General features: G+C 64.0%; 22 protein-coding genes and 1 riboswitch. Of the genes, 16 read left to right on the forward strand and 6 right to left on the reverse strand.

All coding sequences use genetic code 11. The annotated features are described in order from the left end of the window. The first annotated feature begins 105 nt into the window (after nt 1-105). From U5A65_RS04750 to U5A65_RS04795, 10 genes are all read left to right on the forward strand, one after another. The gene (locus U5A65_RS04750; RefSeq protein ID WP_321945890.1) at nt 106-2385 is read left to right on the forward strand and encodes a TonB-dependent receptor; all 2280 of its coding nucleotides are present in this window, start codon (nt 106-108) and stop codon (nt 2383-2385) included. Between the two features lie 277 nt (nt 2386-2662). Next, entirely contained in the window at nt 2663-4651 is a 1989-nt protein-coding gene (locus U5A65_RS04755; RefSeq protein WP_321911938.1) for a sigma-54-dependent Fis family transcriptional regulator, read from the forward strand. 228 nt (nt 4652-4879) lie between these two features. Next, nucleotides 4880-4954, forward strand: a complete 75-nt coding sequence (gene pqqA, locus U5A65_RS04760) for a pyrroloquinoline quinone precursor peptide PqqA (RefSeq protein WP_006410019.1) — start codon at nt 4880-4882, stop codon at nt 4952-4954. A 66-nt stretch (nt 4955-5020) separates the two neighbouring features. After that, nucleotides 5021-5944 (forward strand): pyrroloquinoline quinone biosynthesis protein PqqB, encoded by a 924-nt coding sequence (pqqB, locus tag U5A65_RS04765; RefSeq protein WP_321945618.1) that lies wholly within the window; start codon nt 5021-5023, stop codon nt 5942-5944. Between the two features lie 2 nt (nt 5945-5946). Then, nucleotides 5947-6666, forward strand: a complete 720-nt coding sequence (gene pqqC, locus U5A65_RS04770) for a pyrroloquinoline-quinone synthase PqqC (protein WP_321945619.1) — start codon at nt 5947-5949, stop codon at nt 6664-6666. Continuing rightward, complete coding sequence (pqqD, locus tag U5A65_RS04775; protein WP_321911932.1) at nt 6663-6950, forward strand: pyrroloquinoline quinone biosynthesis peptide chaperone PqqD; 288 nt, start codon at nt 6663-6665, stop codon at nt 6948-6950. Before pqqC ends, pqqD begins: the two co-directional genes overlap by 4 nt. Before the next feature lies 1 nt (nt 6951). After that, nucleotides 6952-8070 (forward strand): pyrroloquinoline quinone biosynthesis protein PqqE, encoded by a 1119-nt coding sequence (gene pqqE, locus U5A65_RS04780; RefSeq protein WP_321945620.1) that lies wholly within the window; start codon nt 6952-6954, stop codon nt 8068-8070. A gap of 418 nt (nt 8071-8488) precedes the next feature. Continuing rightward, a complete protein-coding gene (locus U5A65_RS04785) occupies nt 8489-8839 on the forward strand; it encodes a TonB family protein (RefSeq protein WP_321934756.1) in 351 nt (116 codons plus the stop codon). A 13-nt stretch (nt 8840-8852) separates the two neighbouring features. Then, nucleotides 8853-9545 (forward strand): MotA/TolQ/ExbB proton channel family protein, encoded by a 693-nt coding sequence (locus tag U5A65_RS04790; RefSeq protein ID WP_321945621.1) that lies wholly within the window; start codon nt 8853-8855, stop codon nt 9543-9545. Further along, a complete protein-coding gene (locus U5A65_RS04795) occupies nt 9542-9967 on the forward strand; it encodes a biopolymer transporter ExbD (protein ID WP_321934758.1) in 426 nt (141 codons plus the stop codon). Before U5A65_RS04790 ends, U5A65_RS04795 begins: the two co-directional genes overlap by 4 nt. A gap of 14 nt (nt 9968-9981) precedes the next feature. Here the strand turns inward: U5A65_RS04795 and U5A65_RS04800 are convergent, their stop codons facing one another. Beyond that, nucleotides 9982-10512, reverse strand: coding sequence for a cytochrome b (locus U5A65_RS04800; protein ID WP_321945622.1), 531 nt, complete (start codon nt 10510-10512; stop codon nt 9982-9984). Nucleotides 10513-10604: 92 nt separating this feature from the next. After that, the gene (locus U5A65_RS04805; protein WP_321945623.1) at nt 10605-11822 is read right to left on the reverse strand and encodes an FAD-dependent monooxygenase; all 1218 of its coding nucleotides are present in this window, start codon (nt 11820-11822) and stop codon (nt 10605-10607) included. 138 nt (nt 11823-11960) lie between these two features. Here U5A65_RS04805 and U5A65_RS04810 point away from each other — a divergent pair, with 138 nt between their 5' ends. After that, complete coding sequence (locus tag U5A65_RS04810) at nt 11961-12884, forward strand: LysR family transcriptional regulator (protein ID WP_321945624.1); 924 nt, start codon at nt 11961-11963, stop codon at nt 12882-12884. A 31-nt stretch (nt 12885-12915) separates the two neighbouring features. Here the strand turns inward: U5A65_RS04810 and U5A65_RS04815 are convergent, their stop codons facing one another. Beyond that, the gene (locus tag U5A65_RS04815) at nt 12916-13755 is read right to left on the reverse strand and encodes an ROK family protein (protein WP_321945625.1); all 840 of its coding nucleotides are present in this window, start codon (nt 13753-13755) and stop codon (nt 12916-12918) included. Between the two features lie 22 nt (nt 13756-13777). Continuing rightward, a complete protein-coding gene (zwf, locus tag U5A65_RS04820; RefSeq protein ID WP_321945626.1) occupies nt 13778-15400 on the reverse strand; it encodes a glucose-6-phosphate dehydrogenase in 1623 nt (540 codons plus the stop codon). Between the two features lie 224 nt (nt 15401-15624). Here zwf and U5A65_RS04825 point away from each other — a divergent pair, with 224 nt between their 5' ends. The 4 genes from U5A65_RS04825 (at nt 15625) to U5A65_RS04840 (ending at nt 19732) form a co-directional block, all read left to right on the forward strand. Further along, complete coding sequence (locus U5A65_RS04825; protein ID WP_321945627.1) at nt 15625-17379, forward strand: IlvD/Edd family dehydratase; 1755 nt, start codon at nt 15625-15627, stop codon at nt 17377-17379. A gap of 106 nt (nt 17380-17485) precedes the next feature. Continuing rightward, nucleotides 17486-17589, forward strand: a riboswitch (SAM-I-IV-variant riboswitch). Nucleotides 17590-17733: 144 nt separating this feature from the next. Next, a complete protein-coding gene (locus U5A65_RS04830; RefSeq protein ID WP_321945628.1) occupies nt 17734-17961 on the forward strand; it encodes a hypothetical protein in 228 nt (75 codons plus the stop codon). 44 nt (nt 17962-18005) lie between these two features. Next, nucleotides 18006-18974 carry an ROK family protein gene (locus U5A65_RS04835; protein WP_321945629.1) on the forward strand — a complete coding sequence of 323 codons (969 nt, stop codon included), beginning with the start codon at nt 18006-18008 and terminating at the stop codon, nt 18972-18974. 86 nt (nt 18975-19060) lie between these two features. After that, on the forward strand, nt 19061-19732 hold the full coding sequence (locus U5A65_RS04840; RefSeq protein ID WP_321911905.1) for a hypothetical protein: 672 nt from the start codon (nt 19061-19063) through the stop codon (nt 19730-19732). 38 nt (nt 19733-19770) lie between these two features. Here the strand turns inward: U5A65_RS04840 and U5A65_RS04845 are convergent, their stop codons facing one another. Continuing rightward, nucleotides 19771-20127: a hypothetical protein gene (locus tag U5A65_RS04845; RefSeq protein ID WP_321934764.1), complete on the reverse strand. Its 357-nt coding sequence runs from the start codon at nt 20125-20127 to the stop codon at nt 19771-19773. A 272-nt stretch (nt 20128-20399) separates the two neighbouring features. Between U5A65_RS04845 and hpnJ the strand changes: the two genes are divergently transcribed. Continuing rightward, nucleotides 20400-21821: a hopanoid biosynthesis associated radical SAM protein HpnJ gene (gene hpnJ, locus U5A65_RS04850; RefSeq protein ID WP_321945630.1), complete on the forward strand. Its 1422-nt coding sequence runs from the start codon at nt 20400-20402 to the stop codon at nt 21819-21821. Nucleotides 21822-21975: 154 nt separating this feature from the next. Here hpnJ and U5A65_RS04855 read toward each other — a convergent pair whose 3' ends face one another. Further along, complete coding sequence (locus U5A65_RS04855) at nt 21976-22236, reverse strand: DUF1488 domain-containing protein (protein ID WP_028204289.1); 261 nt, start codon at nt 22234-22236, stop codon at nt 21976-21978. Nucleotides 22237-22254 lie beyond the last annotated feature (18 nt).

Consider the following 22254-nt stretch of genomic DNA (forward strand, 5'->3'; position numbering starts at 1 on the left):
TACCCGGCGCTTCGGCGTTGAGCGGGTCTGAGCGCAGAAAACAGATGGAGACGAAAGTTGATCCCAGAGAAGGTGGCGGGCGTGAGCCGAGGCAGCGCGAGGCGCATGTATGCGGCGCTTGGGTTGAGCGTCGCACTCGGTACGCCTGGGCTTGCCGGCGCGCAAGCGCAGAACGCAGGGAATATAAGCGCGGATGAAAACGCGGCGAGCGTAACGTCGAGCCCGACCCTGCTGCCCGCGGTCGTGGTGGTCGGCACAACGCCGCTGCTCGGCATCGGCACGCCGCTCGCAAAGGTGCCGGCCAATGTGCAGACCGTGAGTGCGCAGGACATCGCGGTACAGCACCGCGAAACGCTGACCGACTTTCTCGCCGCGAATCTGCCAGGTGTGAGCGTGACCGATGCCCAGGGCAATCCCTTCCAGATGAACCTGACCTATCGCGGCTTCACGGCTTCGCCGGTGCTCGGCACCCCTCAGGGATTGTCGGTGTTCGTCGACGGCGTGCGCGTGAACGAGCCGTTTGGCGACGTCGTGAACTGGGACCTGATACCGACCGGCGCGATCGACAAGATCCAGCTCATTCCAGGCTCGAATCCTGTCTACGGTCTGAACACGCTGGGTGGAGCGATAGCGATTACGACGAAGAACGGGCGCACGAGTCCCGGCGGCGACATCGACTTCTCGGGCGGCTCATGGGGGCGCAAGAGCGCGCAGTTCGAGCAGGGCGGCACGCTCGGGCAGCACATCGACTACTATGCGAACGCGAATGTAACGAACGACAATGGCTGGGCCGAGCATAATGCGAGCCGCGTGCGCCAGGCATTCGGCAAGTTGCGTTACACCGATGACGATACGACGCTGTCGATGTCGGGCGGCGGCGCGGACAACCAGTTGTACGGCAGCCAGACCATTCCGCGCTCGTTTCTCGACAACCCGAAGCAGGCCTATACATTTCCGGACCTGAACCGCAACAGCGTGGGCTACCTCACGCTCTCGGGCGAGCACTTCTTCAACGACAATGTGGAACTGAGTGGCAATGCTTACTATCGGCATCTGCGCAACGAGAACGTGAGCAGCAACAACAACACCGACTACGGCTCGATCGACCAGGACGGAAACGTCGACACGCTGGAGGGCACGAACGTCGACTCCGTTGTCACGACCGACAGCTTCGGCGCGAGCCTGCAGCTCACGCTGCTCGGCAAGCTGGGCGGCATGGGAAGCCAGCTCGTTGCCGGCGTAGCGGCGGATTTCGCGAACTCGCATTACGTCTCGTCTTCGCAGGACGCCTCCTTCACCCCCGACCGCGCGACAGTCGGCATCGGCAATTTCGTTCAGCAGACCGATGCGAAAACGCGCAACGCGAACTATGGCGTCTATCTGAATGAGACGCTCACGTTCACGCCGCAATGGACGCTCACGCTTTCAGGACGCTACGACTGGGCGAGCGCGCGCATTGCCGACGAAAGCGGCGTGCAACCGCTGCTCGACGGTTACCACACGTTCTCGCGCTTCAATCCGGCCGTGGGGCTCAACTGGAATCCGCTGCCCACCGTTACCTTCTACGCGACCTATAACGAAGGCATGCGCGCACCCACCGCAATCGAGCTTGCATGCGCGGACCCCGCCGCGCCGTGCTCGTTGCCGAACGACTTCGTGGCCGATCCGGCGCTGCAGCCCGTGGTATCGAAGACGTTCGAGGCAGGTGCGCGCGGTCGTATCGGTGCGCAGACCACGTGGAGCGCCGCCGCATTCAGCACCACGCTTTCCAACGACATCGAGTTCGTGAGCGCAGCAGGCAGCACGCAGGGCTATTTTCAGAACGTCGGCAAAACCCGCCGCCAGGGTGTCGAACTGGCGGGGCACACGACGTTCGGCCCCGTTGGCATCGGTCTGAACTACAGCTATGTGGATGCGACCTACCGCTCGACATGGACCGAGCAAAGTCCCGCGAACTCGTCGGCGGATGCGAACGGCGTCGTGACGGTGCGGCCTGGCGACCATGTGCCAGGCATTCCGGCGCATGCCGTCAAGCTGCGGCTCGACTACGCGGCCACGGCACAATGGAACATCGGCACCAACATCACGTGGCGCAGCGGCGTGTATGCGCAAGGCGACGAAAACAATCAGGATTCCAATGGAAAAATCGCGGGTTATCTGCTCGTGGATCTCGACACGCGCTATCGCGTCACAAAACGGCTGGAGATCTACGCGAGCGTGACGAATCTGTTCGACAAGCGCTACGCGAGCTTCGGCGTACTGGGTCAGAACTTCTTCAACGGCTCCGGCCACACGTTCGATGGCGCGAACCCCGTGAACGAGCAATTCGTCGGACCAGGCGCACCGCGCGGTTTTTGGGTGGGCCTTCATTACGCCTGGGATTGAACGCCGCGACCGAAGCGCGCATCGGGGTGAGTCCGCATTCCTCCACGCGGACCATTTGCGGTAATACACAGGATGGCGAATCGCTGCACCACGCGTTTTGATCGACGCAGGCAGCTTTGCATACGGTTCGCTTACACAGCGTGTTGCGCGTCGCGTGCGCGTTCGGCGCAAACCGGCCAGCTCGATTCGATGGCCGGATGGCCCGGAGCTTGCTAATAGAGGACACCGAGAAATACTGAAGTGTCCGGCAAGGCACCGGCCAATCGTGGAGGAGAGTATGCGCGACGACGTTCATATGGCCGCGGGGCAAGCGGTCCCGGTGTGCAATGGCTGGCCCGCGCCATCGATTCAGAAGGCGCACGAACGGTCGGAGACATTCGGTCTGCGCGCAACGGCGAGACCCGATTACGACGTGCTTTCAGGCGCGGGGCTCGAGTTGAAGCGCGAGCAGAACCGCGTGCTGTGCATGCACGCCACGCCCGTAATGGAAACGCTGCACGAGCAGATCGTCAACACGCAAAGCATGATCGTGCTGACCAATGCAGAAGGCCTGATCCTGCATTCGATCGGCGACGACGATTTTCTCCAGCGCGCCGAGAAGGTCGCGCTGCGGCCCGGCGCCAACTGGGCCGAGGACCGCCAGGGCACCAACGCAATCGGCACCGCGCTCGCCGAGCGCTGTGCCATGGTCGTGCATGGCGATCAGCATTACCTCGCGGCGAACCGTTTCCTCACCTGCTCGAGCGTGCCGATCTTCGACCCGTACGGCGACGTGATCGGCGTGCTCGACGTAACGGGTGACCATCGCAGCTATCACCAGCACACCATGGCGCTTGCGCGCATGTCCGTGCAGATGATTGAGAATCACTTATTTGCGACGACTTTTCAGGAGACGCTGCAGGTCTCGTTTCATGGCCGCCCGGAATTTCTCGGCACGCTCATGGAGGGCATCATCGCGTTCACGAGCGACGGGCGTTTTCTTTCGGCCAACCGCAGCGCGCAGTTCCAGCTCGGCCTCTCGCTCGCCGCACTGCGGGCCCATACGCTGTCGTCGCTGTTCCAGACCACGAGCGCGCAACTCATCGACCGGATGCGCTCGGGCCTGGAGTCGCACCTCATGCTCAATCTGGTCAACGGGGCGGTGGTTTGCGCGCGCGTGCAGTTCAGGCGCGCAACGCTGGCCGAAGGCGCCCGGCCTGTCGTGGTGCACGACGCGCTTTCGCAGCCATCTGCCTGCGCGATGGCGCAGCCGCCTTCCATGGGGCTCTCGCGCCTGAGCTACCTCGACACGGGCGACCCGCAGGTGGCGCTCGTGATCGCGAAGGTGCGCAAGGTGATCGGCAAGGACATTCCGGTTCTCGTCACCGGCGAAACCGGCACGGGCAAGGAGTTGCTCGCGCAGGCCATTCACAACGACTCGCCTCGCCGCGACCGGCCGTTCGTGGCCGTGAATTGTGCGTCGATTCCGGAATCGCTGATCGAATCGGAGCTGTTCGGCTACGAGGAGGGCGCGTTTACCGGCGCGCGGCGCAAGGGTTCGGCGGGCAAGCTGTTGCAGGCAAATGGCGGCACGCTGTTTCTCGACGAGATCGGCGACATGCCGTACCCACTGCAAGTGCGCCTCTTGCGCGTGCTGCAGGAGCGCATGGTCAATCCGCTCGGCTCGACGAAGACCATTCCCGTTGATGTCGCGATCATTTGCGCCACGCACCGCGATTTGCGCGAGATGATCGCGCAGAACCGCTTTCGCGAGGACCTGTATTACCGGCTTAATGGCCTCGTGGTCCGCTTGCCGCCGCTGCGCGACCGCACGGATCTCGCAGTCGTGATCCAGAAGCTCCTGCACCGCGAATCGCACGGACGTACGAACCGGCTGCCGCTCAGCGTCGCGCCGGACGTAATGGCGCTGTTCGAGCGCTGTGCGTGGCCGGGCAACTTCCGGCAACTCGGCAACCTGCTGCGTACCGCCGCCGCCATGGTCGACGACGACGGCCAGATTCGCCGCGAGCATCTGCCCGATGACTTCTTCGACGATTTGCGCTGCCGCGGCGAGCCGCACGCTTTGGCCGCGGCGCCCGCGTTTGCGGACGTTTCGGTGCTGGAGGACGCACGCCTAGAAGACGTGACGGCTTCGACCATTGCGGCCACGCTGGCGCGCCATGGCGGCAACGTTTCGGCTGCGGCGCGGGCGTTGGGCGTGTCGCGCAACACCATCTATCGCAAGATGCCTTGCGCCGATCCAGGCCGCGGGTCGGGCGACGCCTGAAGCGCCAATTCGCGGCGCGCCGCCAGGTCACTGCCTTTCTCGTCCTCTGTCCCACGGGTGTTGCATCCTGTAGCACCCGTGTTCCGAAACGCAACACCCTTCGCCACGCGTGCAGCATTGGCTGCATCGGACGAGCGCTGGCTCGCACCGGCATGTCCCTTGCTTTGAAGAGACTGGCCGCACATTCGATGCGGTATTGCGACTCAATCTCAAACAAGGAGACATGTCATGCAGTGGACGACCCCCGCTTATACCGACCTGCGTTTCGGCTTCGAAATCACGATGTATATCGCCAACCGCTGAGCGCACGGCAGTGTGCCGTCCGCTCAGCCATGAAGGCCGAGTGGGCGGCATGCAGCGAGAACGATCATGAAGATCAGAATACTGGGTTCAGGCGCGGGCGGCGGCCTGCCGCAATGGAACTGCAACTGCGCGAACTGCCGCCGTGCGAGGCAATCTGGTGCAGACCTGCTGCCGCGCACGCAGTCGTCGATTACGGTGAGCGGCAACGGCGTGGACTGGGTGCTCGTCAACGCGTCGCCGGATCTGCTCGCGCAGTTGCGCGCGCATCCCGACCTGCAACCCGCGCGCGCAATGCGCGATAGCGCGATCGCGGCCGTTGTGTTGACCGACGCGCAGATCGACCATGTCACGGGCCTGCTGATGCTGCGTGAACGCACGTCGCCGTTGCCACTCTATGCGTGTGCGCCCGTGCTCGACGATCTGTCGAGCGGCTTGCCGCTCGTGCCGTTGCTTGGGCATTACTGCGGCGTAGAGGCGCATACGGTCGCGCCAGGCGAGCCGTTCACCATGGCTGCTTGCGCCGGGCTACGCTTTACCGCGCTGCCCGTGGAGAGCAAACCGCCGCCTTATTCGCCTCGCCGCGAGGCATCCGCGCCGGGGGATAACGTGGCCCTCCTGATCGAGGACATCGAAGCGGGCACGCGGGCGTTCTACGCGCCGGGTCTCGCACAGGTGAATACCGATGTACTCGGCACCATGCGCCGCGCCGACCTTGTGCTCGTAGACGGCACGTTCTGGACCACCACCGAGATGATCGACCTCGGTTTCTCGACGAAATACGCTGCGGACATGGGTCATCTCGCGCAGCGCGGCGCCGGCGGCCGGCCTGGCATGATCGACTGGCTCGACACCTTACCGCGCGCCACGCGCAAAGTGCTTACGCATATCAACAACACGAACCCGATTCTCGACCCGCATTCCGTCGAACACGCGCAACTGCGTGCACACGGTATCGACGTGGCCCACGACGGCATGCAATTTGAGGTATGACGATGAACGCACCTCTCATGTTACCGGACACGCGCGAAATACCATGGACTACGAATGAATTCGAAGCGCGCCTGCGTGCACTCGAATCACGCTATCACATTCATCATCCATTCAACCGCATGCTCAACGGCGGGCGCTGCTCTCCCGCGCAAATTCGCGGGTGGGTCGCGAACCGCTTTTATTACCAGATCAACATTCCGCTCAAGGACGCGGCGATCCTTTCGAACTGCGGCGACCGCGCAACGCGTCGCCGCTGGATCCAGCGTCTCATCGACCACGACGGGCAAGGCGAGAACGAAGGCGGCATTGAAGCCTGGGTGCGCTTGGGCGAAGCCGTTGGCGTCGATCGCGAAACGATGTGGTCGCAACGGCTTGTGTTGCCAGGCGTGCGCTTCGCAGTCGACGCGTATGTGAATTTCGCGCGGCGCGCGCCATGGCAGGAAGCGGTGTGCTCGTCGCTCACGGAGATGTTCGCGCCGCAAATTCACCTCGACCGGCTCGCGGGCTGGCCGTCGCATTACCCGTGGATCGAGCCGCAAGGCCTTCAGTATTTCCGCAGCCGCGTGCCGCTCGCGCAACGCGATGTCGAACACGGGCTCGAAGTGACGCTGAGCCATTTCCGCTCGGCCGCCGAACAGCAGCGTGCCGTCGGGATCCTGCAGTTCAAGCTCGATATTCTCTGGTCGATCCTCGATGCGGTCGAAAAGGCATGGCCCCTATGAACCCGATAATGCCCGATGCAGGCAGCGGCGTGCCGCTGCGCCCGCGTTTGCGCGGCATGTACCGCTTGCAATGGGAGGCGGCCCAGGACGCGTATGTGCTGCTCTATCCCGAAGGGATGGTGCAGCTCAATTCGAGCGCGGGTGAAATACTCGTGCGTTGTGACGGCGCGCACGAACTCGACGAGATCATTGGCGAGCTGGAGCGCCTGTTCAGCACCTCCGAGCTGGCGCCGGACGTCTATCGCTTTCTCGATCACGCGCGGCTGCGCGGCTGGCTCGACTGACATGACGACCGATACCGCTCTCCTGCCCAGGCCGCTCTGGCTGCTCGCCGAGTTGACCTATCGCTGCCCGTTGCATTGCGCGTTCTGCTACAACCCGGTGGACTTCGCGCGGCATGGCGAAGAACTCGACACCGAAGCATGGCGCGCGACCATCAGCGCCGCGCGCGAACTGGGCGCGGCACAAATTGGCTTTTCCGGCGGCGAGCCGCTGTTGCGCGACGATCTGGAAACGCTCGTCGGGCATGCACGGCAGCTTGGCTTCTATACGAACCTGATTACGTCCGGCATCGGCCTGAACGTCGAGCGCATCGAACGGCTCAAGGCGGCCGGGCTCGATCATATTCAGGTGTCGATGCAGGATTCCACGCGCGAACTCAACGACTTTCTGACGAACACGCGCACGTTCGAACTCAAGCGCAACGTCGCGCGGCTCGTGAAGGCGCATGGCTATCCCATGGTGCTCAACTGCGTGCTGCATCGTTTCAACCTGCCGCATATCGCGCAGATCATCGACATGGCGCTCGAACTGGGCGCCGATTATCTGGAACTTGCGAACACGCAGTATTACGGCTGGGCCATGCTGAACCGCGATCAACTGATGCCCACCGCCGAGCAGCTTCGCGAAGCCGAGGAGACCGTGAACCGGTATCGCGCACGCGTCGGCGAGCGGTGTCGCATTCTGTTCGTTGTGCCCGACTACTTCGAGCAACGGCCAAAAGCATGCATGAGCGGCTGGGGGCGCGTGTTTCTCGGCGTGGCGCCAGACGGCGCAGCCTTGCCTTGTCACGCGGCGCGTTCGCTGCCGGGCCTCGTATTGCCGAACGTGCGCGACGTGCATTTGCGAAAAATATGGTACGAGAGCGAAGCGTTCAACGCGTTTCGTGGCGACGGCTGGATGCGCGAACCCTGCCGCAGTTGCGACGAGCGTCACGCCGATCATGGCGGCTGCCGCTGTCAGGCTTACATGCTGACTGGCGATGCCGCCGCGGCCGACCCGGTGTGTGCGAAGTCGCCGCATCACGAGCGCATCGTGCAAGCCGTGCAAATCGCAAGACGGCCAACGCGCGACGACGAGCGGCCAATCGTGTTCCGCAGCAAGCAGAACTCGCTCGCGCTTTGAGTGGAGAATCGACATGACGTCGGTCGTTGCACGCTTCGATCGTGGCGAGAGTATGGCGTTCGCCCACCCGACGTTTGGGCGGCGCGCCGCGATCGCGGGCGTGGTCGCGGCTGTGCTTGCGCTGCATGCCGTGCTGATTGCGATAGTGCGGTGGGAGGCGCCGGTGTCACATGACGTGCGGGCGCGCATGAGGGTCGTAGACGCGGTGCTGATCGCGCCGATGCCGTCGTTGCCGCAAAAGAGCGAAGCGCCTGCGCCAACGCCATTCCCGAGCCCGTCAATTCATGAAGCAATCCGAAATGTCGCTGTGCCACCTGCTCGAACGCGTGTAGCGACGCGAGTGCATGCGCAAGAGGTCAGCCGCACGACGCCAGCGCCAGCGGTACGACCGGAGATACACACCGCACCCGAAGCCGCGATGCCAACGGATCGTATAGCCGCGCCGCAACCGCAACCCACGCCGGCCGCCCAGGCGCCCGTCGCCGACGCGCCCCGCCACGTCGCCCACCTCGATTGCGCGCTCACGAAACCCGACTATCCCGCGCAGTCCTTGCGCCGAGCAGAGGCGGGGACCGCCGTCATCGAACTCGATACCGCTGCGGACGGCCACGTAGTCGCCGCGCGCATAGCGACGACCAGCGGCTTCGCGAGGCTTGACGAAGCGGCGCGCGCCGCGGCGCTCGCGAGCCGCTGCCAGCCGTATGTGGAGGACGGCAAACCGGCGCCGGCACGCGCCGACGTGCCGTTTGCGTTCACCCTCAGCGAATGAAACGGAGGACCTCATGCCAGCTTATGGAATCACGCACCTGTGGGCTCAGGGCGATCCGATGACGCGCTTCGTCGCGGCGCTGCTCGCGGCGATGTCGGTCGTGTCATGGTCGGTGATCGTACTGAAGGCGTTCGAGTTCGCGCGTCTGCGCCGCCACGCAGGCGCCGCGCAAAGAAGCGTCTGGGAAAGCGGCTCGGCCGGCGATGGGATCGAGGGCCGCCCCGGCACGCCGTTCTTCGAGTTGGCTAGCGCGGGCCAGCGCGCGCTGGCGCATCACGAGGCGAGCGGCGCCGCACACCGGGGGCGCGTCGACTTGAGCGACTGGCTGCTGCGCAGTCTCAGGGCTTCTGTGAGCGACAGTTCCGCGCGTCTTCAGCGCGGACTCGGTCTGCTTGCATCGATTGGCAGCACGGCGCCGTTTGTCGGCCTGCTGGGCACGGTGTGGGGCATCTACCATGCGCTGCTGGCACTCGGCGCGAATGGCGACGCCAGTCTCGAACATGTCGCGGGGCCCGTTGGCGAGGCGCTCGTCATGACGGCGTTCGGTCTGTGCGTGGCGATTCCGGCCGTGCTTGGCTATCACACGCTCGCGCGTGTGTCGCGCGATATCGCCGCGCAGCTCAACCGCTTCGCTTACGGCTTGCACGCGCTGTTGCTCACGGGTAGCGCGCCCATGCCGACGGCAACATTGAAGGAGCGGGTATGAACGACGACCGCGACCTGGACGACGAAGCGCTGCCAGGGGCTGACATCAACATGACGCCGCTGATCGACGTGATGCTCGTGCTGCTCGTCATCTTCATGGTGACATTGCCGGTTCTGCACCATGCCACGAAGCTGGCTTTGCCGCACGCGAGCAGTCAGCGCGAGAATCTGGCCGCGCCGCACGTCGATATCGTCGTGGATGCGCTCGGCCACATGAGCTGGAACGCGCAGCCAGTCGAGGAGTCAGGGCTGTCTGCGCGGCTCGCTGCCGCGGCGCGGCTCACGCCGCAGCCGGAAATCCGGCTCTCGGCCGATCGCGCCACGCCGTATGAGCGAGTCGCGAAGCTGCTCTCGGCCGTAAGCGCCGCAGGACTCGCGAAGGTTGGCTTCGTGACCGAGCCGGATGCGCCGCGGCATCACTGAACGGCCAATCAGGGCTAAAGCTTCATGCGCTGCAGCACGCGATCGTTGAGCACGAAACGATGGAAGAGCGCCGCGGCCACATGCAGGCAGATGAGCCCGAACAGCACCCATGCGAGCACGCTGTGAACGTCGCCCATGGCGTGCCCGAACGACGAACCCGCAGTGGAGAGCGCAGGCAGGGGGATGGCGCCGAACAGCGTGACTTCCCACGCGCGCGACGACGCGTTGATCCAACCGAGCACGGGCACCGCAATCAGCAGGGCGTAAAGGCCGAGATGGGTGAGGGCCGCCACGGCGCGCATGAACGGCGTCTGGTCGTCGGGCGGCGGACGATGGGTCGCGCGCCAGACCAGACGGCAGGCCATCGCGGCAAGGAGCACCGTGCCGACGCCCAGATGCCACGCGATCTCGCCAACGGGGCGCGTGTCGCGGTGCACGTCGGGCATGGTCCAGCCGATCACGAACTGCGCCGCCACGAGTGCGACGACGAGCCAGTGCAAGAGACGCGCGACGAGGTCGTAGCGCGAGTCGGCGGTGAGTTGCATGGGCGCTCCTTGGGCGGAAATGGTCAGTTTAAACCGGCGATTCTAGTGCGCCGAGATTAACGGATCATTAACTGCGCAGCTTGCGCACCGCCTCAAAGCCAGGTGCCGCCCTGCCGGTCGTTCGGCTCCTGCGCCAGCGCGTCGAAATCATGGATCCAGTCCAGATGATTCAGCACGCCTGCACGCGAGCCGAGCCTGGCGTTGCGCGCCTCGGCGGCGGGACCATCGGGCAGATGCAGCACGTCCGCCGTGGTGATCGAAGCGTACTGCACCTTGCGCGTGCGGCCCCGGCGCAGGCGCTCGTAGGCCTCCTGCGCCTCGCGCCAGTTGCCGGGCCCTGCCTTCGCCAACTGGTCGGCCAATACCACGGCGTCTTCGATCGACTGGTTCGCGCCCTGGCCGTGGTGCGGCACGAGCGCATGCGCGGCGTCGCCGATCAGCGTGATGCGGCCCTTGCTCCAGCGGCCAAGCGGCGGACGGTGAAAGAGGCCCCAGCGCTGGCTGATCGGCACGGCGGTGATCATCTGCACGACGGCGGGGTGCCAGTCCTTGAAAAGGCGCAATTGCTCGCCTTCCTCGGCGGGCATGACCCACTCGCGCGACGGCCACGGCGAAGGGTGGCGCTCCACGAGCAGGAAGTTCTGATCGCCTTTGTCGCCAATCGGATAGTGCAGCAGATGGCCGCCCGGCCCGACCCAGAACTGGATGGTCTCGGGATCGGGCAGCAGGTCCATGCGACCGGCCGGCACCACGCCGCGAAAGCCCGAGCAGCCCGAATACAGCGCATCGTCGTAGCCCAGCATCCAGCGCCGCGTGATCGAGCGCGCGCCATCGGCGCCGATCACGAGATCGGCGTCCACGCGCTCACCGTTCGCGAACGTCAGGCTCACGCGATCGGCATGCTGCACGAGATCGACGAGCCGATGGCTGAGCTTGATGTGCTCGAGCCCGACCGCACTCGACAGCACCGCCTGCAGGTCGGCGCGATGCACGCCCCAGTACGAGCCGCCGAATTGCCCGCGATAGTCGGGCGCGCCGCGATGGTGGCCGATCACATCGCCGCTGCGTCCGTCGCGATACACGAGTCCCGGCACTTCCGCGCATACTTTTTCGAAGGCCGGGCGCAGGCCCATGCGCTCGTAAAAGCGCGTGGCGTTGGCCGAAAGCGCGACGGCCGCGCCGACTTCGCGCAGTTCGTCGGTCTGCTCGAAAAGTTGTGCGTCGATGCCGTGCTCGCGCAGCGCGAGCGCAAGCGTGAGGCCGCCAATGCCGGCGCCGACAATCGCAATCTTCAGATCACGCTGTTTCATGACTGTGTCTCCGATATTCAGATTTATGGGGTCGGCTAGCGCGGCTTCTTCACGTGCACACCGTGTCCGTATTCTCAGCAGCGGCAACTCATTGCACAATAAAATGGAGTGAATCTGCTTCATCACTGGATTGAATGAATGGAACTCGGCGATATCGACCTCAACCTGCTGCTGCTCTTTCACCGGCTCATGCGCGAGCGGCGCGTGGCGAGCGTGGCCGAGCAGATGAACATGAGCCAGCCCGGCGTGAGCAACGCGCTCGCGAAGCTGCGCCGCCTGCTGGGCGATCCGCTCTTCGTGCGCGGGCCGGGCGGCGTGGTGCCCACGCCGTTCGCGCTGCGTCTTGCGGACCCGGTCGCGCAGGCGCTCGCCACGCTGCATGGCGCGCTCAATCCCGTGACCGGCTTCGATCCGCTGCGCGCCACGCGCACCATGACGATCGGCATGACCGATATCGGCGAGGTCGTGTTTCTGCCTGCGCTGCTGGAGCGCCTCTCGCGTGCGGCGCCGGGCGTCGCGCTCAATACCGTGCGCAATACCGGCGTCAATCTCAGCGACGAAATGGCTGAAGGCCGCGTCGATCTCGCCATTGGCTTGCTGCCGCAGCTCAAGGGCGGCTTCTACCAGCGGCGCCTGTTCGATCAGCGCTATGTGTGCCTTTTCAGGCGCGGTCATCCTTTGGAGAACGCGCCGCTCACGCTCGCGGCATGGCGCGAGGCCGAGCATCTGGTGGTGGTCTCGGCCGGCACGGGGCACGGTCAGGTCGATGAATGGCTGAAACGGCGCGGCGTGAAGCGCCAGGTGCGGCTTTCCGTGCCGCACTTCATGAGCGTGGGCTATATCCTCGAACGCACCGACCTGATCGCCACGGTGCCGGAGCGGCTTGCGCTGCAACTCGCCAAGCCGTTTTCATTGAGCCTGAGCGCGCTGCCCATGAAGCTGCCCGCGGCGCCCATTCATCTGCTCTGGCACGCGCGCGTGCAGCACGACGAAGGCAACCGCTGGCTGCGCGAACTCGTGATCGAACTCTTCGCCGATGGGGGCGGGCGCGCTCGCAAATGAAGCGGCGCGCGCCTGGCCCGGTGTGAGCGGGTTACCTGGCTTTGCCCGCGCGCTGTGTAGCCGCGGGCAGCGGCTGTGTTTCGCGCACCGAACGCGGGTGCCACAGCCGTGCGCCGCCCTCGATGCCCCGGTCGTTCGGTACGGTCGCCACGTTCGGCGGCAGGTCAAACGTGAGGCGAGCCGCGTTGCCGCCGCCTATCCACAGCTTGTCGTAGTGCACGAGCGAGTCGAGAATGCCGATGATCTTCTCGACGCGCGCGTTCCAGCGCTTGTTGCCGGCCTTCTTGCGTGCGGCGTCGCCGATGTACTCGTCGTACGCGCGCTTCTTGCTGACCGGGTGATGCGCGAGTTCGAGGTGCGGCATCAATTCGCCGTCGCGGAACATGGCCGTGCCCACGCCGGTGCCGAGCGTCATCACGAATTCGAGGCCGTGCCCTTCGATGGCGGCAAGGCCCTGCATTTCCGCGTCGTTGATCATGCGCACCGAAGCGATGCCGAGCCGCTCGCCCAGCATCTGCGCGAGCGGCACGTCGTTCCAGTCATCGAGCCCGAGATGCGGCGCCGTAATCACATGATTGTTGCGCACGAAACCAGGAAAGCCGATCGAAACGCGCGTTGAGGGATAGTGCTTGATGAGCGGGTCGACGAGCGTCGCAAGCGTTTCGACCAGCAGGGCGGGCGGGCACGGATGCGGCGTCGCCACGCGCACGCGCTCCGTGCGCATGGTGCCGTTTGCGTCGACGATCGCGGCCTTCAGGCCCGTTCCGCCTATGTCGATGGCGAGAATGTTTTCGATTTTCTGCGAGGCGCGCTTCGCGCTTGCCGTGCTTTTTACCGCGCTTTTCTTGACCGCTTTTTCGATTTTGGCCATACGTTCTCCTTAGTTTTCTGGTTCACTTCTTCTTTGTTTGCGGCTGCTCGAGCGCGCGCCATGCGCGGCCGTCGCGCGCGAGCAGCGCATCGGCTTGCGCCGGGCCCTCGCTGCCCGCCGCGTAGTCATACACGGGAAGCGCGGCGTCGAGTTCCGGATGCAACACGCCATCCACCGCCGACCATGCCGCTTCGATGGCGTCGGCGCGTTGAAAGAGCGTCTGGTCGCCGAGCATGCAATCGTAAAGCAGCGTTTCGTAGCCGACGTTGGCGTGCTCCGCGAAGAAGTCGTCGTAATCGAACGACGAATGCACCGGGCCGATCTGTACGACCGGCCCCGGCGTTTTCACGTTGAAGTCGAAGCTCGTGCCATGCGACGGATCGATACGCAGTGTCAGCACGTTGGGCGTGAGCGCATCGACCGGTGTGTCGCGAAAGAGCAGAAACGGCACGCTCTTTAGCTGCACGGAAATCTCCGTGCGTCGCGCGGCCAGCCGTTTGCCGGTACGCAGATAAAACGGCACGCCCGCCCAGCGCCAATTGTCGATCTGCACGCGCGCGGCCGCATAGGTTTCCGTGCGGCTGTCTTTCGCCACGTTCGGCTCGTCGCGGTAACCCACGCCCGCCGGGCCTTTTGCGTATTGTCCGAACACCACGTCGTCGGGTGTGAGCGGCTTGAGCGCTTCGAAGATCTCGGCTTTCTTGTTGCGCACCGCTTCGGCGTCGAACGAATTGGGCGGCTCCATGGCGACCATGCCGAGCAGCTGAAAGAGGTGATTGGGCACCATGTCGCGAAACGCACCGGTCTGCTCGTAGAACTTGCCGCGGCCTTCCACGCCGATCACTTCCGAAGCCGTGATCTGCACGCTGTCGATGTACTCGCGCCGCCACACGGGCTCGAACATGGCATTGGCGAAACGCAGCGCGAGTATGCTCTGCACCGTGTCCTTGCCGAGGAAATGGTCGATGCGATAGACCTGCGATTCTTGCGCGAAATTCAGCACGTGCTGGTTCAGGTCGCGCGCCGAAGCGAGATCGGCGCCGAAGGGCTTTTCGATCACGACGCGGCGGAACGCGCCGTTGCTGTCGTTGCCCTCGTCGAGCAAACCGGCCTTGCCGAGGCGCTCGATAATCGGCTTGAAGAAGCGCGCGCCCACCGCGAGATAGAACACGGCGTTGCCGTGAGACTTACCGTTCAGTTGCTGCGCGAGCCGCTGATACGCGCTGTCGTCCTCGAATTCGCCCGCCATATAGGTGAGGCGCTGCGCGACCCAGTCCCACGCCTTGTCGTCGAGCTTGCCGGCGTGGAAGGTGCTCGCCTTGTCGGCGGCGAATTTTTGCAGCGCGGCGTGCAGATCGTCGGACCACGCCTGGGTTTCGCGCTCGCCGTGATTCACGCCGATGATCTTCATGCCGTCGTCGAGCAGCCGGTCGACGGCGAGGTTGTAAAGCGCCGGCATCAACAGGCGCTGGGTCAGATCGCCGCCCGCGCCGAAGATCACGAGCGTGCAGGGCGGCGCAGGATGCTTGCCGGCAGGCGAGGCGGGGGCCACCGGTGCGCCCTGCGCATGCGCGGGCACTTTCGCGCTGGGAGCCGTGCGGGAAGGCTCGCTGGAAGGATCGGGTTGGGTCTGTTTCGTCGACATGATTTCGCTTCAATGGGCCGAAAGGATCACAGCAAGCAAATCCGGTACCTCGACTGACCGAGTGTGCGCGCATTCGGTTCAATCTGCTATGGAAGGTGATTTGTAATATCGTGCGCGAAGGGCGCACTGCGCGCCTTGCGCGTTGCACGATTCGCAGTACGCTTACCGGCGACGGCGCTTTGCCCGCGTTTTGACCCATCTGAACCGACCCGAGGCTCGTGGCTATGTCCGAAAAGAACTCACCGAATGAAAAGGATTCCGCTGATCCCGAGGGCATGCGCGGCGGACTGACCCACTACGGCGACACGGGCTTCTCGCTATTCCTGCGCAAGGCTTTCATCAAGGGCGCCGGATATACCGACGACGCGCTGCAGCGTCCTGTCATCGGCATCACCAATACGGGCAGCGCGTACAACCCTTGCCATGGCAACGTGCCTCAGCTGCTCGAGGCGCTCAAGCGCGGCATTCTGCTGGCGGGCGGCTTGCCGATGGAATTCCCGACCATCTCTATCCACGAGAGCTTTTCGCAGCCAACGAGCATGTTCATGCGAAACCTCATGTCGATGGATACGGAGGAGATGATTCGCGCGCAGCCCATGGACGCGGTCGTGCTCATCGGCGGCTGCGACAAGACGGTGCCCGCGCAACTGATGGGCGCCGTATCGGCGGGCATTCCCGCCATTCAGCTCATTACCGGGTCGATGGTGACGGGCGCGCATCGCGGCGAACGCGTTGGCGCGTGCACGGATTGCCGCCGCTATTGGGGCAAGTTTCGCGCGGGCGAAGTCACGGCGGAGGAGATCGCCGAGGTGAATGACCGCCTCGTGCCGAGCGTCGGCACCTGTGCTGTCATGGGCACGGCCAGCACGATGGCCTGCGTGGCGGAAGCCATGGGCATGACGATGCCGGGCGGCGCTTCACCTCCGGCCGTCACGTCGGACCGCATGCGCGTGGCCGAGCAGACCGGCGCACAGGCCGTGGAGATGGCGAGGCGGCGGCTCTCGATCGATCAGGTGCTCAGTGCCGAGTCGATCGAGAACGGCTTGCGGGTGCTGCTGGCCATTGGCGGTTCGACGAACGGCATTGTGCATCTTGCCGCCATTGCCGGACGTCTCGGCTTCGACATCGATCTGGATGCGGTGGACCGTATGGGCCGCGAAACGCCGGTGCTGCTGAACCTGAAGCCTTCCGGCGAGCATTACATGGAAGATTTTCATCGCGCTGGCGGCATGGCCACACTGCTTCATGAACTGAAGCCCTTGCTGCATCTCGACGCCATGACCGTGACGGGCCGTACGCTGGGCGAGGAAATGGAGCGCGCCGGGCCGCGTTTCGCGCAAGACGTGGTGAAGCCACTCAGCGCGCCCATTTATCCGCAAGGCGGGCTTGCCGTCCTGCGCGGCAACCTTGCCCCGGGTGGCGCGATCATCAAACAATCGGCGGCTTCGGCGGCGCTGATGGAGCACGAGGGCCGCGCGGTCGTGTTCGAAGACGCCGGCGACATGGCGGACCGCATCGACGCCGACGACCTCGACGTGCACGCCGACGACATCATCGTCCTCAAGCGGATTGGTCCGAAAGGCGCGCCGGGCATGCCCGAGGCCGGCTATATTCCGATCCCGAAGAAACTCGCGCGCGCCGGGGTGAAAGACATGGTGCGGATTTCGGACGGACGGATGAGCGGCACGGCATTCGGGACGATCGTGCTGCACGTTACGCCGGAAGCCGCCATCGGCGGCCCGCTTGCGCATGTGCGTAACGGCGACCGCATCCGCTTGAGCGTGGCCAACCGCGAGATCGCCTTGCTCGTGGACGACGAAGAACTGCGGCGCCGGGCGCAGGCGAATGCGGTTGCCGTGCCCACGGCGGCCCGCGGTTATCACAAGCTGTTTCTCGACACCGTGACCCAGGCGGACAAGGGCGCCGACTTCGATTTCCTCAGGGCGACCGAGTCGCGAGGCGCCGTCCCAAGGAGATAGCATGCGGGGCCGGAAAGCCGGGCAGGAGGGCGCTCGAGGTGCGCTTCTTGCCCGGAACCTTATTTCCGGTATAATGAAAGCTCGTTCGGAATATCGAACACAAGAAGCAAAGCATCCAGAGTCGGAGTGACCGACGCCAACCTGCCCTCCCGGGCAAGGTGGAAGCCCTCGAGGCGATGCGGCCGATTAACGGCAACGAAGCGGGAGCAGCGTAGCTGGCACCGGTTCGATCAACCTTCATCCGGAGTCACTATGCGTCAAGATATCCCCGCCGCTTCGTCTTCTTCGTCCTCGGTCTGTGAGGACTTTTCGCACTGTCTTCCTGGCTTCACGCTCACGCATACCGTTCATCTCGTGTCCGGTCTGGATCTCGGCGTCGTTTCGACAGCCGCAGGCGTGCTCGACGGCGAACAGGTGGTCGTCGACCGTTGGGCGGTGACCCGCTGCGGCGACGTGCTCGAGCAGAAAATCGTATTTGGCGACATGACCGAAAGGCGCGCGGTGCGGCTGCGCGAACAACTCGCGGCCGTCGACGGCGTATTGCGTGCCAAGATAGAGCATCATTTCGTGCGCGCCCGCTGAACCATCAGGCTGGCGTCGCATAGGCACGCATAGAGGAGCCAGGGGTGCCAGACACCAGCGCAGAACAAAAGCAAAACTCAGGCGTCTTCGTCGCGGACATCGGCGGTTCTTACGTCAGGCTCGGTGTATCGGAGAGCCCGGGCAGCGTGCGCCTGCTCGAAAGCGTGCCAACGCCCGTCGACAGCTGGGAGGCGTTTGGCGCGACGCTTCGATCTCTCGCAGACCGTCATATTGGCGAGAACCGCTCGCCACTCGTGATCTCGATGGCCGGCGCGATCGATCCCGCAAGCGGGGTGATCTGCTCGTCCAACGTCCCATGCGTTTCGGGTCGCGTGCTCGGCGCGGAGTTGACCTCCCGGCTTCAGCGGCGCGTACGCATTGCCAACGACGCTCACTGCCTCGCATTGGCGGAGGCCGTCGAGGGTGCGGGGGCGGGCCACGATGTCGTGTTTTGCGTGGTCCTCGGCTCCGGCGTCGGCGGCGCGCTCGTGGTGGGCGCCCGCGTAGTCGGCCGCGCGAGCGGCATATCGGGCGAGTGGGGCCACGGGCTGCCTGTGAGCACGCACGTCGACTTCGACGGCACCGGCCACGCGGAGCCAGTGAGTGCTTTGCGTTGCGGTTGCGGCCGCATGGGCTGCGTCGACACCATCGGCGGGGCACGCGGCATGGAACGGCTCAACGCGCTCCTGAACAAAGAACAGAAAGACAGCCACACCATTCTCGACGACTGGCAGCAAGGCGGCGATCGCGCGCAGCGCACGGTATCGGCCTGGCTCGCCCTGGTATCGGAACCGCTCGCAGCTGTCATCAACATTACCGGCGCTTCGATCGTGCCGGCTTGCGGCGGACTTTCCAATGTGTCCCCACTCATCGACGCGCTGGACGCCGCAGTGCGCAAGCGCACGCTGCGGGAGTTCCGCGAGCGCGTGGTCGTGCCCGGCGCGTTCCGGCACGACGGCGGCCTGATTGGCGCGGCCATCATCGCGAGGCAGGACGACCTTCGCGAGCGGTAATGCGCCGGGAAACGCACACACAGGAAAAATGGGCTCCCGACGCCTAAACTGATCTATGAAGCCGAACGGCTTTCGGGGTGAGCATCATGAAAGGGCGTGAATTGTGCAGACTCCTGCTCGTGCTCGTGGCGCTATGCATCAGCGCTGGGGCGAGCGCGGGTAGAGGCGGCGGCGGGTGGTACCACGGCGGCGGTGGCTGGGGCGGCGGTGGTGGCGGTGGCGGTGGCGGCTGGGGCGGCAACGGCGGCATGAATCACGGCAGCGGCTGGAGCGGCGGCTATCACGGCGGCTATAGCGGCGGCGGGTGGAATCACGGCGGTTATTACCATGGCGGCTATCGCCACGGCTACGGCTGGTATCACGGCGGCTACTATCACGGCTGGTATGGCTGCTGCGGGTCGGTGAGCGTCGGCTTCTACTTCGGCCCCGGTTTCATCTACGGTTATCCGTTCTATCCGTACTACTACCCGACGTACATAAGCAGCGTCTATTACCCCTACGTTTCAGGCGACTTCTCGCAGCCCACGCAGTGGATCGAACAGGGGCAGGGGCAGGTGCCGCAGGAGCCTCAGTACGGCGGTGCCGCTATGTACGATCAAAACGAGCAGTATGGGCAAGGCGGCGGCCAGGGCGGGCAGGGTGACGAGGCCCCGTATGGCGTCTGGTACTACTGCGTGGCGTCGCAGACTTATTACCCGTACGTGCGAACCTGCGCCGGCGGCTGGCAGCAGGTCCCCGCGCGTCCACCGGACAGTTGAATGGCGAAACGGCATCCCAACGCGTGGCGCGCCAGTCCTCAAGTAACAAGCGTATAAGGGTCTGCTTCCAGCGTGACGCCCGCGCCGCGAATCACCTGCAGGTACGTGAACGTGTCGCCCACGGCAGCACTGGCCTGCTCGGCGAGACTGCGTACGTTCGCCGACTTTTCGGCGCTCGCCATCATGGCTTCGAGTGCGTCGGCATGCACGAACCCGTGTGCTGCCGCCGCACTGAGAACCGCATCCAGAACACGCCGGGCTGCTGCCCGGGCTTCGCTTGAAGCGAGCGGGGCGCGGTATGCGAGAAAGCCCGCCATCAGCAGGAATTCGGCCGGGCTGATATGGTGGCCGTTGCCAACCGGCACGCCTTCTGTCATGTCGTGATATCGCGACATACATTGCCTCCCGCTTTGGAGTGCTGTGAATGCTGCTGCGGATGCCCCAAAAAAATATAGTACAGAAAGCATCGCTCATGCCGACGAATGCGGCGTTCACCTGGCGCCAAACTTTTTTCAACTGGGTATTTCGATAAGCAGGTACGGGCTTTTTTTCGCCATGCCGCGAAGGTAAGTCGTAGTATTCTTGACCCGGGCAAAGCAGCTATCCAGCAAGTGTCATGCTTTTGTAGGCTTCGAGACAAATTCACGATTTTTCTCCGAGGACATTCATGAAAACGCTGTTTCTGCAGGCACCTTCGTATGAAGGCTTCGATGGCGGCGCTGGCTCACGTTTCCAAACAAAGCGCGAGATCCGGTCGTTCTGGTATCCAACGTGGCTGGTTCAGCCGGCCGCGCTCGTCGAAGGCAGCCGCGTGGTCGATGCCCCCGCAGACGAGCTTTCACTGGAAACGACCCTGGATATCGCTCAGGAATACGAACTGGTTATCATTCACACGAGTTCGCCTTCGTTCCAGAGCGACGTGCAGTTTGCCGAGCACTTGAAGCGGCGCAAGAGCACGATTCTCATTGGCATGATCGGCGCGAAAGTGGCGGTCGATCCCCAGGGTTCGCTTACCGCGAGTGATGCGCTCGATTTCGTCTGCCGGGAGGAATTCGACTTCACGTGCCGCGAAATTGCACAGGGTCTTCCGTTCGAATCGATTCTGGGCCTCAGCTATCGCCTGCCCGACGGCGGGATCACGCACAACGAAGCCCGGCCGATACTCGAAGACATGGACCAGCTTCCATTCGTCTCGCCAATCTACAAGCGCGACCTCACGCCCGAGCACTATTTCAGCGGCTATCTCAAGCATCCGTATCTGTCGCTCTACACGGGGCGCGGCTGCAAATCCCGTTGCACGTTCTGCCTCTGGCCGCATACGGTCGGAGGGCACCGCTATCGCACGCGTTCGGTCGAGCACGTGCTGGAAGAAGTGAAGTGGATTCGCGACAACATGCCCGAAATCAAGGAGATCATGTTCGACGACGACACGTTCACGGATCTGCGGCCGCGCGCCGAGGAGATTGCGCGCGGGCTTGGCAAGCTAGGCGTGACGTGGTCGTGCAACGCCAAGGCGAACGTGCCGTACTCGACGCTGAAGGTGATGAAGGACAACGGGTTGCGGCTCCTGCTCGTGGGCTACGAATCCGGCGACGACAAGATTCTCGTGAACGTCAAAAAAGGCTTGCGTACCGATATGGCGCGCCAGTTCAGCGAGGATTGCCGCAAGCTCGGTATCAAGATCCACGGAACGTTCATCCTCGGTCTGCCGGGCGAGACGCACGAGACGATCCAGAAGACCATTCAGTATGCAAAAGAGATCAATCCCCATACCATTCAGGTGTCGCTCGCCGCGCCGTACCCGGGCACGGTGCTTCACAAGCAGGCCGTTGAAAATGGGTGGCTGAACGATACCAAGGTCATCACGCTCATCAATTCGGCGGGTACGCAAGCTTCGACGATCGGCTATCCGCACCTTTCGCGCGAAGAGATCTATCTTGGCGTCGAGGAGTTCTACAAGCGCTTCTATTTCCGGCCATCGAAGATCTGGGAAATCGTCCGCGAGATGCTGGTGAGCTGGGAGATGATGAAGCGGCGCCTGCAGGAAGGCGCGGAGTTCTTCCGGTATCTCCGGGCGCGCAAGGTCTGAGGAAGCCACGATTAAAAAAACGCCCGGAATTCCGGGCGTTTTTTTATCGCTGACCTTTCAGGGTTGCATTTGGGGAGGTATCGAGGCCTGCGGGAAGCAGGCTGATTGGGCTGATGATTCGCACCCTGTTGCGATTCCACTTGCACCAGCGCGATTACTCCAGATCGCGCGTTTCCAGCTCCACGGACTGGCCCCCGTTTTTCTCCAGCGCGTGTCGCGCGGCCAGTTCGATGCTCGGGCGGTTCGCTTCGAACGCGCTCAATAGTGCATGCGCCGATGTTCCGGTATTGCCAAAGCGATCGTTCAGCGCGTCGAGCGACACGCTGCACCATACCGGGCGATTGTCCACGTTGGCTTCGAACGCGACGCGTGCGGCAGCCACGGCGTGACGGCGACTCGTGAATTCGATTCTCATCCTGGTCCTCCGTGAGTT

It is taken from the genome of Paraburkholderia sp. J10-1 (assembly GCF_905220165.1).
Lineage (GTDB): Bacteria > Pseudomonadota > Gammaproteobacteria > Burkholderiales > Burkholderiaceae > Paraburkholderia.